The sequence below is a fragment of the Serratia proteamaculans genome (genome assembly GCF_946227095.1).
GTDB classification, from domain to species: Bacteria; Pseudomonadota; Gammaproteobacteria; order Enterobacterales; family Enterobacteriaceae; genus Serratia; species Serratia proteamaculans_E.
The window spans coordinates 23,242-37,240 of sequence record NZ_CAMISV010000016.1 but is presented as its reverse complement, the minus strand read 5'-3'; the positions used below and the strand labels follow the sequence as shown (position 1 = coordinate 37,240).

Annotated in this window: 12 protein-coding genes; 4 read left to right on the top strand and 8 right to left on the bottom strand. The window is 56.8% G+C overall.

Annotated features, from left to right (window positions below; translation table 11 throughout):
* Positions 1-56: 56 nt before the first annotated feature.
* From rraA to priA, 7 genes are all read right to left on the bottom strand, one after another.
* The gene (gene rraA / locus OC597_RS23470) at positions 57-542 is read right to left on the bottom strand and encodes a ribonuclease E activity regulator RraA (protein WP_020837546.1); all 486 of its coding nucleotides are present in this window, start codon (positions 540-542) and stop codon (positions 57-59) included.
* A gap of 80 nt (positions 543-622) precedes the next feature.
* A complete protein-coding gene (locus OC597_RS23465) occupies positions 623-1,540 on the bottom strand; it encodes a 1,4-dihydroxy-2-naphthoate polyprenyltransferase (protein ID WP_261426099.1) in 918 nt (305 codons plus the stop codon).
* A 93-nt stretch (positions 1,541-1,633) separates the two neighbouring features.
* Entirely contained in the window at positions 1,634-2,968 is a 1,335-nt protein-coding gene (hslU, locus tag OC597_RS23460) for an ATP-dependent protease ATPase subunit HslU (protein ID WP_085120017.1), read from the bottom strand.
* A 12-nt stretch (positions 2,969-2,980) separates the two neighbouring features.
* Positions 2,981-3,511, bottom strand: a complete 531-nt coding sequence (gene hslV, locus OC597_RS23455; RefSeq protein WP_012147466.1) for an ATP-dependent protease subunit HslV — start codon at positions 3,509-3,511, stop codon at positions 2,981-2,983.
* A 102-nt stretch (positions 3,512-3,613) separates the two neighbouring features.
* On the bottom strand, positions 3,614-4,570 hold the full coding sequence (ftsN, locus tag OC597_RS23450) for a cell division protein FtsN (protein ID WP_262210682.1): 957 nt from the start codon (positions 4,568-4,570) through the stop codon (positions 3,614-3,616).
* Positions 4,571-4,635: 65 nt separating this feature from the next.
* The gene (gene cytR / locus OC597_RS23445) at positions 4,636-5,664 is read right to left on the bottom strand and encodes a DNA-binding transcriptional regulator CytR (RefSeq protein ID WP_099063873.1); all 1,029 of its coding nucleotides are present in this window, start codon (positions 5,662-5,664) and stop codon (positions 4,636-4,638) included.
* A 289-nt stretch (positions 5,665-5,953) separates the two neighbouring features.
* Positions 5,954-8,149 carry a primosomal protein N' gene (gene priA, locus OC597_RS23440; RefSeq protein WP_261260251.1) on the bottom strand — a complete coding sequence of 732 codons (2,196 nt, stop codon included), beginning with the start codon at positions 8,147-8,149 and terminating at the stop codon, positions 5,954-5,956.
* A gap of 198 nt (positions 8,150-8,347) precedes the next feature.
* Between priA and rpmE the strand changes: the two genes are divergently transcribed.
* The gene (rpmE, locus tag OC597_RS23435) at positions 8,348-8,563 is read left to right on the top strand and encodes a 50S ribosomal protein L31 (RefSeq protein ID WP_085120013.1); all 216 of its coding nucleotides are present in this window, start codon (positions 8,348-8,350) and stop codon (positions 8,561-8,563) included.
* Positions 8,564-8,640: 77 nt separating this feature from the next.
* Here rpmE and metJ read toward each other — a convergent pair whose 3' ends face one another.
* Positions 8,641-8,958 carry a met regulon transcriptional regulator MetJ gene (gene metJ / locus OC597_RS23430; RefSeq protein WP_012147461.1) on the bottom strand — a complete coding sequence of 106 codons (318 nt, stop codon included), beginning with the start codon at positions 8,956-8,958 and terminating at the stop codon, positions 8,641-8,643.
* Positions 8,959-9,275: 317 nt separating this feature from the next.
* On the opposite strand from metJ, the gene metB reads away from it, so the two are divergent.
* The 3 genes from metB to metF all read left to right on the top strand — a co-directional run bounded on the left by metB (position 9,276) and on the right by metF (position 13,998).
* A complete protein-coding gene (gene metB / locus OC597_RS23425; RefSeq protein WP_012147460.1) occupies positions 9,276-10,436 on the top strand; it encodes a cystathionine gamma-synthase in 1,161 nt (386 codons plus the stop codon).
* A gap of 2 nt (positions 10,437-10,438) precedes the next feature.
* Complete coding sequence (locus tag OC597_RS23420) at positions 10,439-12,874, top strand: bifunctional aspartate kinase/homoserine dehydrogenase II (protein ID WP_099063871.1); 2,436 nt, start codon at positions 10,439-10,441, stop codon at positions 12,872-12,874.
* Positions 12,875-13,101: 227 nt separating this feature from the next.
* Complete coding sequence (gene metF, locus OC597_RS23415) at positions 13,102-13,998, top strand: methylenetetrahydrofolate reductase (protein ID WP_261286019.1); 897 nt, start codon at positions 13,102-13,104, stop codon at positions 13,996-13,998.
* The last annotated feature ends 1 nt before the right edge of the window (position 13,999 follow it).

Below are 13,999 nucleotides of genomic sequence, written 5' to 3'. Positions count from 1 at the left end.
TTCCATTTTGCACGATCGAAAAGGGCGCCTGAGGCGCCCTTTTTCATATCTGAAGGTTACTCGATATCGAGTGGATCTTCGGACAGGATAATACCGGTATTGTCAGCATACAGATGGTCGCCGGAGAAGAACGTCACACCGCCGAAATTAACGCGAATGTCGCTTTCGCCGATGCTCTCACTGGCGGCACCCACCGGAATGGCTGCCATCGCCTGAATGCCGATGTCCAGTTCTTCCAGATCGTCTACCTGACGAACCGCACCGTAAACCACGATGCCTTCCCATTCGTTCTGGGTTGCCAGACGCGCCAGTTCTGCGTTGATCAGGGCACGACGTACCGAGCCGCCACCGTCAATCACCAGGACGCGACCGCGGCCGTTTTCTTCAAGCAACTCGAATAACAGGCCGTTATCCTCAAAGCATTTCACCGTAGTGATTTGCCCGCCAAATGAAGTACGCCCGCCAAAATTGGAGAATAGAGGCTCAACTACGTTCACCTCTTCGTGATAGATGTCGCAAAGTTCGGAAGTATCGTATTTCATAGGATTTTACGTCTGTTTGCCGCTGGAATAACCAGTATATCCCTTTATTCGCCCTGTTGGCAAAATCATCAGTTCGATGGCTAACTGAGCACCACGCCAATAGCGAACAACACATTGGCCAGCAATGCCGCCTTAACCATATGTTCCAGCATAGGTCGCATGCCGGTGGGGGTCGGATCGCGCAACACGCGCAAGCCATGGCGTACCAGCAACGGGATGGCCAAGACAAACAGCCAGCCCCACAGGCTATGCAGGTTAAGCAGCGTGAACAGCGTAAAGCACACTACCGCACCGATCAGCAGTAACACGTGGTAATAACGTGCCTTCTGCGGCCCAAGCCGGACTGCCAGGGTATTCTTGCCGTTGGCGCGGTCGCTTTCGATATCGCGCAGATTATTGATATTGAGCACGGCCGCAGCCAGCAGGCCGCAGGCGGTGGCCGGCAGCATCACGATGCTGTCAAAGGTGTGGGTTTGCAGGTAGAAGGTGCCCGCCACGCTCAGCCAGCCGAAGAAGACCAGTACCGAGATATCGCCCAGGCCCAGGTAGCCATAAGGTTTGTTGCCAACGGTATAGGTAATGGCGGCGACGATAGAAAGCCCACCCAGCACCAGGAAGCCCACCACGTCGCTGGGTTGTTCACAGGCCACGGCGATCAGTGAACAGCCGGCCAGGGCGATCAACACCACCGTCACTATCAGCGCACGTTTCATCTGCGCCTGGGTGATCATGCCTTTTTGCATGCCACGTAACGGCCCGATACGCTCTTCTGTGTCGCTGCCTTTTACCGCATCGCCATAGTCGTTCGCCAGGTTGGAGAGGATTTGCAACAGACCGGCCGTCAGTAGTGCCAGCAGTGCCACGCCGGGTTTAAGGCTGCCCTGCCAGGCGGCAATGGCAGAACCGACGACGATCGAGGCAAAGGCCAGCGGCAGGGTGCGCGGTCGTAAACTTTCAAGCCAGGCTCTGGCCGGGGAGGTGGTAGTTGATGAGCTCATTTTTCGCTTCAGAGTTAGTGGCTGCGTCCGTTAGAAATAATTGTGGGAGGCATAATGCCTCCCACAGATGACTGACTGGACATGATTGAGCGATTATAGGATAAAACGACTCAAATCTTCATCCGCTACCAGTTCATCCAGATGATTACGTACGTAATCCGCATCAATTGTAATGGATTGACCGTTAATTTCACTCGCATCATAGGAAATATCTTCCATCAGACGCTCAAGCACGGTGTGCAAACGACGCGCGCCGATGTTTTCGGTGCTTTCGTTAACCTGCCATGCGGCTTCAGCGATACGGCGGATACCTTCGGCGGTGAACTCGATATTGACGCCTTCGGTGCCCATCAGCGCTTTGTACTGCTCGGTCAGCGAAGCGCTTGGCTCGGTCAGAATACGCTCGAAATCTTCGGTGGTCAGTGCCTGCAACTCAACGCGGATCGGCAAGCGGCCCTGCAGCTCAGGGATCAAGTCTGACGGGCTGGCGGTCTGGAATGCGCCGGAAGCGATAAACAGAATGTGATCGGTTTTCACCATGCCGTGCTTGGTGGAAACGGTACAGCCTTCCACCAGCGGCAGCAGGTCGCGCTGCACGCCTTCGCGAGACACGTCCGGGCCGGAGCTTTGGCCGCCGCGCTTACAGATTTTGTCGATCTCGTCGATAAACACGATACCGTGCTGCTCAACCGCTTCGATCGCCTGTTCTTTCAGCTCTTCCGGGTTCACCAGCTTGGCCGCTTCTTCTTCCACCAGCAGTTTGAAGGCTTCTTTGATCTTCAGCTTACGTGGTTTCTGCTTCTGGCCGCCGAGGTTCTGGAACATCGACTGCAGCTGGTTGGTCATCTCTTCCATGCCTGGAGGCGCCATGATTTCTACGCCCATCGGCGCAGCAGCCAGATCGATCTCGATTTCTTTGTCGTCCAACTGACCTTCACGCAGTTTCTTGCGGAATGCCTGGCGTGCCGCGGACGGCTCCTGATGCTCTTCCGCCTGGCCCCAGTTGTTCTTGGCCGGAGGCAGCAGTGCGTCAAGGATGCGCTCTTCTGCCAGCTCTTCGGCGCGGGTACGGTTCTTGTCGATGGACTGCAGACGCACCATTTTGATCGCGGCATCGGTCAGATCGCGGATGATGGAATCCACTTCTTTCCCGACGTAGCCCACTTCAGTGAATTTGGTGGCTTCAACCTTGATGAACGGCGCATTGGCCAGTTTTGCCAGACGACGGGCGATTTCGGTTTTACCGACACCGGTCGGGCCGATCATCAGAATGTTCTTTGGCGTGACTTCATGACGCAGCATCTCGTTGAGCTGCATCCGGCGCCAGCGGTTACGCAGGGCAATGGCAACGGCACGTTTGGCTTTGTTCTGGCCAATGATGTAGCTGTCCAGTTCGCTGACGATCTCGCGCGGGGTCATTTCAGACATAGTATTCGATCCTTACGCTTTGGAAGGCAATTCTTCAATGGTGTGGAAATGGTTGGTGTAAATACAGATGTCGCCGGCGATGTTGAGGGACTTATCAACAATTTCGCGGGCGCTCAGCTCGGTATTTTCCAACATCGCGCGGGCGGCTGCCTGGGCGTACGGACCGCCGGAGCCAATCGCAATCAAATCATTTTCAGGCTGGATCACGTCACCGTTGCCGGTGATGATCAGCGAGGAATTTTCATCCGCTACTGCCAGCAGCGCTTCAAGCTTGCGCAGCATGCGGTCGGTACGCCAGTCTTTCGCTAATTCAACGGCCGCTTTCACCAGGTGACCCTGGTGCATTTCCAGCTTGCGCTCGAACAGCTCAAACAGCGTGAAGGCATCCGCAGTGCCACCGGCAAAACCGGCAATCACTTTGTCGTTATACAGGCGACGCACTTTCTTGACGTTGCCCTTCATTACCGTATTGCCCAAGGTAGCCTGGCCATCGCCACCGATCACTACCTGGCCGTTGCGGCGTACGCTTACAATTGTTGTCACGAGCAGACCCTCGTTGAAGACGGAAAGAAGCCCTCGCAGTCTCTGTTTGCACAGACACTACGAGGCATATTGAGAGTATAGATGGGGGGGGATTGACGCTTTTCAACCCCCAACGGAGAGGGGAATGCAACTTGACATGCCTACGCCCTTCAGGCGCGACAGGGTTTTGTCCGCAGCAGCCCGGCTGCTGTAAGGGCCGAGTACCACACGATTCCAGCCACCGCCGGCGGTGATACGGCTTTCAATACCTTCAAACGCCAGGCGTGCACGTACAGACTCTGCCTGATCGGTCGCACGGAATGAGCCACACTGCACCATCCACTTCTGCTTCGACTCGGGCTTGGTTTCCTGCTTGGGCGTTTCCTGTTTCACTTCCGGCTTGGTTTCCGGTTTGACCTCAGGTTTCGGCTGCGGTTTTGGCTCTGGATGCTTAACCTGCACCGGCGGTGGTGTCACCGTCTGCGGTTTGGGTTGTGGCTTGGGCTGAGCAGGCTGTTGCACCGGTGCTGTCGTCGCGCCGTTGTTAAACGGATTACGCGGCTGGGTCACCTGCGGTTGTTGTACCTGTTGCGGCTGAATCTGCTGCTGTTGCACCTGCTGCTGCAGACGGCTACGGGCGGCGGCCTGTGAAGGGTCGTTATACGGCACTTCATTCAGCTGTGTTGGGCGTTGTTGCATATCCGCCTGCATCTGATCCAGCAGTTGGCGTTGTTCCGCAGTCAGCTGAGTCTTGGTATTGGTGGTGCCGCCGGCCGTAGGTTCAGTCGGGGTTTGCACGCCAATTTGACGATTCTCCAGCTCTTTGATGTAACGCCAACGCTCTTCCGGCTTCGGCGGCAAGCCGTTGCCCGGACGATTGCTGTGCACAGGCAGCAGCGGAACGTCATCCGGCTTGTTGTGCGTAATGAAATAGAGGCCACCGATAAAGATCACCAGAAGTGCGACGGCCAGCGCCAGCACGGTTTTGGAGACCTTCGGAGAACTGCGTTTTTTACGGCTGGGGGCTTTACGCTTAGCTCCTGCTGCGCGCCCTCGGCTTACATAGTCTTTTTGTGCCACTATTATTCCGCTGTGTCCTGATGAGGGGATAAGTCCGTCATGTTACTGAACCCTAAAATATTTGACTAGCGTTTAGGGGCAGCTGTGCTGCCTCTGATAATCAATTCACTGTCCAATAGCCGGGAGCCACTTGCCACTGTCTGTCCGTGTAGCTGCTCCAACAGCAATAACATTGCCTGCTGGCCAATCTGGTAACGCGGTTGAGCCACCGTGGTTAACGGCGGGTCGCAATACTGCGCCAGTTTGATGTCGTCAAAGCCGACGATAGACAGGTCCTGCGGGACTCGCAACCCCATCTTTTTCGCCTGTGACAGTACGCCGATCGCCATGACGTCACTGTGGCAGAAGACGGCCGTCGGCGGTTTTGGCTGTGCCATCAACGCCGCCAGCGCCTGAGCGCCAGCTTCGTAGGTGAAATCACCCCGGGTAATATAGCTGCTTTCGACGCTAATGCCATTACGACGTAGCGCCTGAATGTAACCTTGCAGTCGATAATGGCTGAGCGGCATCTGCTCCGGCCCGGCGACACAGGCAATTTGCTTGTGGCCGAGCTGGTGTAAATAATGCACGGCTTCGAAGGCGGCGGTCAGGTTATCGATGTGTACCGTCGGCAGTTCCAGCTCCGGGGCAAACTCGTTGGCCATCACCATCGGCGGTAGATTACGCTGCTCTTCCTTGCTGGCATCGAACGGCAAATTGGAACCGAGCAGCAGCATGCCATCGATTTGTTTGGTGATGATCAGATTGACGAAGGTGCGTTCCTGCTGATTTTGCTGAGCGCAATCGCCAATCAGCACCAGGTAGCCCTGTTGTGCGGCGGTTTGCTCGATCCCCTGGATCACATCGGCGAAAAACGGATCGCAAATGTCGGGGACGATCACCAGGATGGTTCGGGATTCGTTACGTTTGATATTGCGGGAGAGGGCATGAGGAGAATAGCCCACGGCCAGCACGGCCTGTTCCACTTTCTGGCGCGTCGGCGTTGACACCTTTTCCGGGTTCATCAGCGCACGCGACACGGTTGCCGTTGAAACGCCTGCCATTTCGGCAACGTCTTTCATGGTTGCCATGGGTAACTCTTTCTTGTGTTCCAACGCCTTTCTCCTTGCGTTAGCCCCATGTCAACGCGACTACTTCAGTTGCTCACAAATTCTTACCGTGCGGTGGTGTTGTTATCATTTAGCGCCATCCGCGTTCAAACATTCCGTCACGCTGCTGTAAGAGGTGACAAAATTGCCTTCACAGACATTCTAAACAGAATATGTCCTGCCTTTGTTACCTAATTTGCATAAAAAGTGTGACCTGGGAAGGTTTTTTAGCGTTCGCTCGCAATTTCAAGGGTAAACGTTTGCCTGGCAGGAACTGAATCGGACTTTTCTGGGTTCAACTGTCGATAGGATCAATGTCCAGCGTCCACTTCACCTTGCGCGCCTGCGGCAGGGTGCTGACCAGCGGCAGTGAGCTTTTCATTAACTGTTGCAGCACCCGCCGAGAAGGGTGTTGCAGCAGCAACTGCCAGCGGAAGCGGCCACCGCGTTTCGACTGCAGTGCCGGGACCGGCCCCATCACCCACAGCGAATCGTCTTTCAGCGGGCTGGCCTCCAACAGGTTGCGCAGCTGCTGCAGGAATTGGGGGGCCTGTTGGTTATCGTGATCTTCGGAACGCACAATAATATGACTGGTGTAAGGCGGCAGGAACACGCTATTGCGCTCTGCCAGCGTCTGTTTGGCAAAGGCGTCATAGCCCTGTTGCAGCAGAATTTGCAGCAATGGGTGTTCCGGGTGGTGGGTTTGCAACAGCACCTCTCCGGGCTTACCGGCGCGGCCTGCCCGACCGGAGACCTGGGTATACAGCTGGGCAAAGCGTTCTGCGGAACGGAAGTCGGCCGAGAACAGCGCGCCATCGACGTCCAGCAGGGCTACCAGCGTGACATCCGGGAAGTGGTGGCCCTTCGCCAGCATCTGGGTGCCGATCAAAATGCGTGAACCGCCGCGGTGAATATCTGCCAGATGCTGTTCCAGCGAGCCCTTGCGGCTGGTGGTGTCGCGATCGATACGGGTGATCGGGGTTTCCGGGAACAGCGGCGCCAGTTCGTTTTCCAACTGTTCGGTACCGACGCCGACCGACACCAGATGGGTAGAGCCGCATTGAGGGCACTGGTGGGGGACCGGACGCTGGCTGTCACAGTGGTGGCAGCGCAGTTGACGATGATTCTGGTGGAAGGTGTAGTAATGATCGCAACGCTGGCACTCGGCGATCCAGCCGCACTCATGGCATAGCAGCGCCGGGGCATAACCGCGCCGGTTCAGGAACAGCATCACCTGATTACCGGCCTTCAAATGGTGTTGCATGCTTTTCAGCAGCGGTTGTGAAAGACCCACCTTCAGCGGCAGGCCTTTTAGATCGATCAGGTGCTGCGCCGCCGGTTTGGCGTTACCCGCACGTTGGGTGAGTTTGAGCTGGCGATATTTACCCAATTGAACATTGTGCAGGGTTTCCAGCGCCGGTGTGGCAGTCCCCATCACCATAGGGATATTTTCCTCGCGGGCACGGAATACCGCCAAATCGCGGGCGTGATAGCGCCAGCCTTCCTGCTGTTTATAAGAGCTGTCGTGCTCTTCGTCGATGATGATCACACCCAGGCGTGAGAATGGAGTAAACAGCGCCGAGCGGGTGCCGATGACAATCGCCGCCTCGCCGCTGCGGGCGCGCAGCCAGACTGCCAGACGTTCGCTGTCGTTGAGGCCGGAGTGCAGCACCTCCACCGGTGCGTTGAAGCGTTCGCGAAAGCGGGCAATGGTTTGCGGTGTCAGGCCGATTTCCGGCACCAGCACCAGCGCCTGCTTGCCTGCTGCCAGAATGTTTTCCAGTACGCTGAGATAGACTTCAGTCTTGCCGGAGCCGGTGACCCCGGCCAGCAGCCAGGTGGCAAACTGGTCGTCTTCGCTGCGGATGGCACCCACGGCGGTGGCCTGTTCGGTATTCAGCCGCAGCCGTTCACCCAGCACTTCAAAGCCGGGCCGCCAGTCCTGCGTCGCCACCGTTTGTGCCCGTAGATCGATCAGCCCCTTGGCGCGCAATGCCTGCAAGGCACTCTCGGTTAACGCCAGTTCACTGACCTGGTGACGATAGACCGGGCGCTGCAGTAACGCGGCCAGCGCCTGCTGCTGCTTGGGCGCACGCTTCAGGCTTTCCGGCAGCGTGGCGCGGCCCTGTTCGGTAGCGAACCATTGCCACAGCGGAGCCGTTTCAGCCGGTTTCCCCTGGCGCAGCAGGATGGGCAGCGCGTGGAACAGCACTTCACCGATCGGATAATGATAATAGTCGCTGGCCCAGCGCAGAATGCGCCACAGGCTGGGGGAGAACAGGGAGGCGTTGTCGAGCACGCTATCGATGGGTTTGAGCTTATCGAGCGGCAATTCGCTGGTTTCGCTGCAGCCGGTGACGATACCGATCGCCCGTTGCTTGCCCCAGGGCACGGCTACGCGAGCGCCGACAGCCGGCTGCAGGCCTTGCGGCAGCAGATAGTCGAAGGTGCGGGCGAGGGGTACCGGCAAAGCAACGTGAACAACAGGCATGGGGTCATCCAGAGTAAAAAAAACAGTCCATCAGTTTACACGGCGCACCGGCAAATGTACGGTTCCGATTGCGCGGTACTTTTAATTCTGTATAATTTGCCGCCTTTGGTATAATTCGATACCAAATTTTTTATCAACCACGTGTGGTGTCTGGCGAAACAGGGCTGGATAGCGACACGGCCTTAACTGAGGTTTCCCATGAAACAAGGTATCCACCCAAAATACGAAGAAGTTACTGCTAACTGCTCTTGCGGTAACGTGATCAAAATCCGCTCTACAGTGGGTCACGATCTGAACCTGGACGTTTGTGGCGAATGTCACCCGTTCTATACTGGCAAGCAGCGTGATGTTGCTAGCGGTGGCCGTGTTGACCGCTTCAACAAGCGTTTCAGCGTGCCAGGCGCTAAGAAATAAGATTTCTTATCGTCAGATGAAAAAGGCGCCTTCGGCGCCTTTTTTCGTTTCTACCGTCTGCAGTTGCAGACCGGCGCTTAGTATTCCCAGGTATCGGGATCCACACCCAATTCACGCATCAGCAGTTTCGCGGCTTCCGGGATTTCATCGCTGCGTTCTTTGCGCAGGTCTTCGTCGTTCGGCAGCGGCTGGCCGGTAAAGGCGTGCAGAAATGCTTCGCACAGCAATTCGCTGTTGGTGGCATGGCGCAGGTTATTCACCTGGCGACGCGTCCGTTCATCGGTGAGGATTTTCAGGACCTTCAGCGGAATAGATACCGTGATTTTTTTTACTTGCTCGCTCTTTTTACCGTGTTCAGCGTAAGGGCTGACATACTCGCCGTTCCACTCAGCCATGGGACACCTTAAATTTGTCAGAAAAATTACAAAATTCTAAAAACCGGCCAATTATGCCCGATCTTCACTGTTCTCACTAAATAAATGTCAATTTTACGCGACCAGGGTCACTGAATGCGGACGATCAATAGGCGTCGCCTATGCATTCCGGGTTAACATCGTATCGTCATCTCAAACTGGCATAATTTTAGCGGGTATTAAGGCTTTGCTCAATCTATACGCAAAGAAGTTTAGATGTCCAGATGTATTGACGTCTATCCTCGCTGCGATTAATCTTTAGGCCTCATTCATCCGAATCCCGAGAGCCGAGAGACCCTATGACGCGTAAACCTGCCACGATTGCCGTACGTAGCGGCCTGAACGATGACGAACAGTACGGCTGCGTTGTCCCGCCGATCCACCTTTCCAGTACCTATAATTTCACCGACTTCAATCAGCCTCGTGCTCATGACTACTCACGTCGCGGCAACCCGACGCGTGATGTGGTCCAGCGGGCGCTGGCAGAACTGGAAGGCGGCGCCGGTGCGGTGATGACCAGCAGCGGGATGTCGGCGATCCACCTGGTGACCACGGTGTTCCTGCAACCCGGCGATCTGCTGGTGGCTCCGCATGATTGTTACGGTGGCAGCTACCGTCTGTTCGACAGCCTGAGCAAGCGTGGTGCTTACCGCGTACTCTTTGTCGATCAGGGGAATGAAGAGGCGTTGCAGCAGGCGCTGGCGCAAAAACCCAAGCTGGTGCTGATTGAAAGCCCAAGCAACCCACTGCTGCGCGTGGTAGATATCGCGGCGATTTGCGATGCGGCCCATGCTGTGGGGGCGTTGACGGTGGTGGACAACACCTTCCTCAGCCCGGCGCTACAGCAGCCGATTGGGTTGGGTGCCGATCTGGTGGTGCATTCCTGTACCAAATACCTCAATGGCCATTCCGACGTGGTGGCCGGCGCGGTGATTGCCAAAGATAAAGATCTGGCGGTGGAATTGGCGTGGTGGGCCAATAATATCGGCGTAACCGGCGGCGCGTTCGACAGTTATTTGCTGCTGCGCGGCATGCGTACTCTGTCGCCACGTATCAAGGCGGCGCAACAAAACGCCGATGCGATTGTCAGTTATTTACAGCAGCAACCCTTGGTGAAAAAGCTGTATCATCCTTCTCTGCCACAGAACCCTGGGCATGAGATTGCACGTCGTCAGCAACGCGGCTTTGGTGCGATGCTCAGCTTTGAACTGGACGGTGATGAAGCGCTACTGCGCCGTTTTCTGTCTGCCCTTGAGCTCTTTACTCTGGCAGAATCCTTGGGCGGCGTAGAAAGCCTGATCTCGCATGCAGCGACCATGACCCACGCAGGTATGGCGGCAGAAGCCCGTGCGGCAGCCGGTATTTCCGAAAGCCTGCTGCGTATCTCCGTGGGTATTGAAGACAGTGAAGATTTGATTGCCGATCTGGAACGAGCCTTCCAGGCGGCGGCAACGAGGTAAGCATGAATGCAATTGCGGTAGCAGGGCCGGTGAGCGGGCGTCAACTGCACAAGTTTGGCGGCAGCAGCCTGGCGGACGTGAAGTGTTATCTGCGGGTGGCCGGGATCATGGCCGAATACAGCCAGCCGGGTGACATGATGGTGGTGTCGGCTGCCGGCAGCACCACCAACCAACTGATTAGCTGGCTGAAGCTGAGCCAGAGCGATCGTCTTTCTGCGCATCAGGTTCAGCAGACGCTGCGTCGCTATCACAGCGAATTGATCGGCGGTCTGTTACCGCCGGAAACCGCCGAGCCGCTGATCGCCGAATTTATTCAGGATCTGGAGCGTCTGGCGGTGTTGCTGGACGAAAAGCTCGACGATGCCGTGTATGCCGAAGTGGTGGGGCACGGTGAGATCTGGTCAGCGCGGCTGATGGCGGCGGTGCTGAACAAACTGGATATGCAGGCGGCCTGGCTGGATGCGCGCGATTTCCTGCGTGCGGAACGCGCCGCTCAGCCACAGGTTGATGAAGGCCGCTCTTACCCGTTGCTGCAACAGTTGCTGGCTCAGCACCCGGGTAAACGCCTGGTGGTGACCGGCTTTATTTCACGCAACGACGCCGGTGAAACCGTGCTGTTGGGGCGTAACGGCAGTGACTATTCCGCTACCCAGGTCGGCGCGCTGGCCGGTGCGGAACGCGTGACCATTTGGAGCGACGTGGCCGGGGTTTACAGCGCCGATCCACGCAAGGTGAAAGATGCCTGCCTGCTGCCGCTGTTGCGGTTAGATGAGGCCAGTGAACTGGCACGCCTGGCGGCACCGGTGCTGCATACACGCACCCTGCAGCCGGTGTCCGGCAGTGATATCGATCTGCAACTGCGTTGCAGTTATCAGCCGGAACAAGGCTCAACGCGCATCGAGCGCGTGCTGGCCTCCGGCACCGGCGCGAAGATTGTCACCAGCCATGACGACGTGTGTTTGATTGAGCTGAACGTTGCCAGTCAGCATGATTTCAAACTGGCTCAGAAAGAGCTGGATTTGGTGCTTAAGCGCGCGCAGATCAAACCGCTGGCGATCGGCATTCATCCGGACCGTAATCTGGTCCAGCTGTGTTACACCTCGGAAGTGGTGAACAGCGTGCTGCGTACTCTGCAGGACGCGGGGCTGCCAGGTGAGCTGCGGCTGCGTGAAGGACTGGCGCTGGTGGCGCTGGTGGGCGCGGGCGTTTGCAAGAATCCGCTGCACAGTCACCGCTTCTATCAACAGTTGAAAGACCAGCCGGTCGAGTTTATCTGGCAGGCCGAAGACGGCATCAGCCTGGTGGCGGTACTGCGTCAGGGGCCGACCGCGTTGCTGATCCAGGGTTTGCATCAGACGCTGTTCCGCGCGGAAAAACGTATTGGCCTGGTGCTGTTCGGCAAAGGCAACATCGGCGCACGCTGGCTGGAGCTGTTTGCCCGCGAGCAGAAAAATATTTCTGCCCGCAGCGGCTTTGAGTTCAGCCTGGCGGGCGTGGTAGACAGCCGCCGTAGCCTGCTGAATTACGACGGGCTGGATGCCAGCCGCGCCCTGGCATTCTTTGAGGACGAAGCGCAGGAGCTGGATGAAGAGTCCTTGTTCCTGTGGATGCGGGCTCATCCGTTCGACGATTTGGTGGTGCTTGACGTGACCGCCAGTGAAGAACTGGCCGAGCAGTATCTGGATTTCGCCAGCTACGGCTTCCATGTGATCAGCGCCAATAAATTGGCGGGTGCATCGTGCAGCGATAATTATCGCCAAATCCGCGATGCTTTCGCCAAAACCGGTCGCCACTGGCTGTATAACGCAACCGTCGGCGCCGGTCTGCCGGTCAACCATACGGTGCGCGATCTGCGCGACAGCGGTGACAGCATTCTGGCGATCAGCGGTATCTTCTCCGGCACGCTTTCCTGGTTGTTCCTGCAGTTCGACGGCACGGTGCCGTTTACCGAACTGGTGGATCAGGCCTGGCAGCAGGGGCTGACCGAACCCGATCCGCGGGTCGATCTCTCCGGCCAGGACGTGATGCGCAAGCTGGTGATCCTGGCGCGCGAGGCGGGCTACGATATTGAACCGAATCAGGTGCGAGTCGAATCACTGGTGCCTGCGGGTGCCGAGCAGGGTTCTGTCGATCAGTTCTTCGAAAACGGCGATGCGCTGAACCAGCAGATGCTGCAGCGTTTCGAGGCCGCCAGTGAAATGGGGCTGGTGCTGCGCCACGTAGCGCGCTTCGATGCTAATGGTAAAGCGCGTGTCGGCGTGGAAGCGGTTCGGCCTGAACATCCGCTGGCGTCGTTGTTGCCGTGCGATAACGTGTTTGCCATCGAAAGCCGCTGGTACCGCGATAACCCACTGGTGATCCGCGGACCGGGTGCCGGTCGTGACGTCACCGCGGGGGCTATCCAGTCAGACCTTAACCGTTTGGCGCAGCTGCTTTAATTTTCTTGTGGGCGCGGATCTGCCGCGCCCCTCGTTTTTCCTGCCATAATTCTCCTTATTCTGAACATGAAATTCTTTCTCTTAACGGGTGAGGATTAATCATCCTATTACCCTCAGTTTCCTGTTGACTCTTTAGCCAACATACGGCATTTTCTATCTAGACGTCTAAACGTATAGACGCTTATCAAAACAAAGCAAAACAGCGATCGATAAGAGGCGGACAGGGTATGAGTTTTTTTCACGCAAACCAGCGGGAAGCGCTGAATCAGAGTCTGGCGGAGTTAAACGGCCAGATTAATGTATCATTCGAGTTCTTCCCGCCGCGCACCAGCGAGATGGAAGACACCCTGTGGCAGTCCATTGATCGTTTGAGCAGCCTGAAACCAAAATTTGTCTCTGTGACCTATGGCGCCAACTCCGGTGAGCGCGATCGCACCCACAGCATCATCAAAGGGATTAAGGAGCGTACCGGCCTGGAAGCGGCACCGCACCTGACCTGTATCGATGCCAGCCCGGCTCAGCTGCGTGAGATTGCCACCGATTACTGGAACAGTGGTATCCGTCATATCGTGGCGCTGCGTGGTGATCTGCCGCCGGGCGGTGGCAAACCTGAGATGTATGCCACCGATCTGGTGACGCTGCTGAAAGACGTCGGTGACTTCGACATCTCGGTGGCGGCCTACCCTGAAGTGCATCCGGAAGCCAAAAGTCCACAGGCGGACCTGATCAACCTGAAGCGTAAAATCGATGCCGGTGCCAACCGCGCGATTACCCAGTTCTTCTTTGATGTAGAAAGTTACCTGCGTTTTCGTGACCGCTGCGTGGCGACGGGTATCGACGTGGAGATCGTACCTGGCATTCTGCCGGTGTCCAACTTCAAGCAGTTGCAGCGTTTCGCCACCATGACCAACGTGCGCGTACCGAGCTGGATGACCAGCATGTTTGAAGGGCTGGATAACGATGCCGAAACCCGCAAAATGGTCGGCGCCAATATCGCGATGGACATGGTGAAGATCCTCAGCCGCGAAGGGGTGAAAGATTTCCACTTCTATACGCTGAACCGCGCCGAGATGAGTTACGCGATTTGCCACACGCTGGGTGTGCGTCCGGTGGCCGTGGCCTGAA

Coding starts and splice junctions, on each gene's coding strand:
- metB (WP_012147460.1), top strand. CDS start 9,276: ATGACGCGTAAACCTGCCACGATTGCCGTACGTAGCGGCCTGAACGAT.
- metF (WP_261286019.1), top strand. CDS start 13,102: ATGAGTTTTTTTCACGCAAACCAGCGGGAAGCGCTGAATCAGAGTCTG.
- rpmE (WP_085120013.1), top strand. CDS start 8,348: ATGAAACAAGGTATCCACCCAAAATACGAAGAAGTTACTGCTAACTGC.
- rraA (WP_020837546.1), bottom strand. CDS start 542: ATGAAATACGATACTTCCGAACTTTGCGACATCTATCACGAAGAGGTG.
- OC597_RS23420 (WP_099063871.1), top strand. CDS start 10,439: ATGAATGCAATTGCGGTAGCAGGGCCGGTGAGCGGGCGTCAACTGCAC.
- hslU (WP_085120017.1), bottom strand. CDS start 2,968: ATGTCTGAAATGACCCCGCGCGAGATCGTCAGCGAACTGGACAGCTAC.
- priA (WP_261260251.1), bottom strand. CDS start 8,149: ATGCCTGTTGTTCACGTTGCTTTGCCGGTACCCCTCGCCCGCACCTTC.
- OC597_RS23465 (WP_261426099.1), bottom strand. CDS start 1,540: ATGAGCTCATCAACTACCACCTCCCCGGCCAGAGCCTGGCTTGAAAGT.
- metJ (WP_012147461.1), bottom strand. CDS start 8,958: ATGGCTGAGTGGAACGGCGAGTATGTCAGCCCTTACGCTGAACACGGT.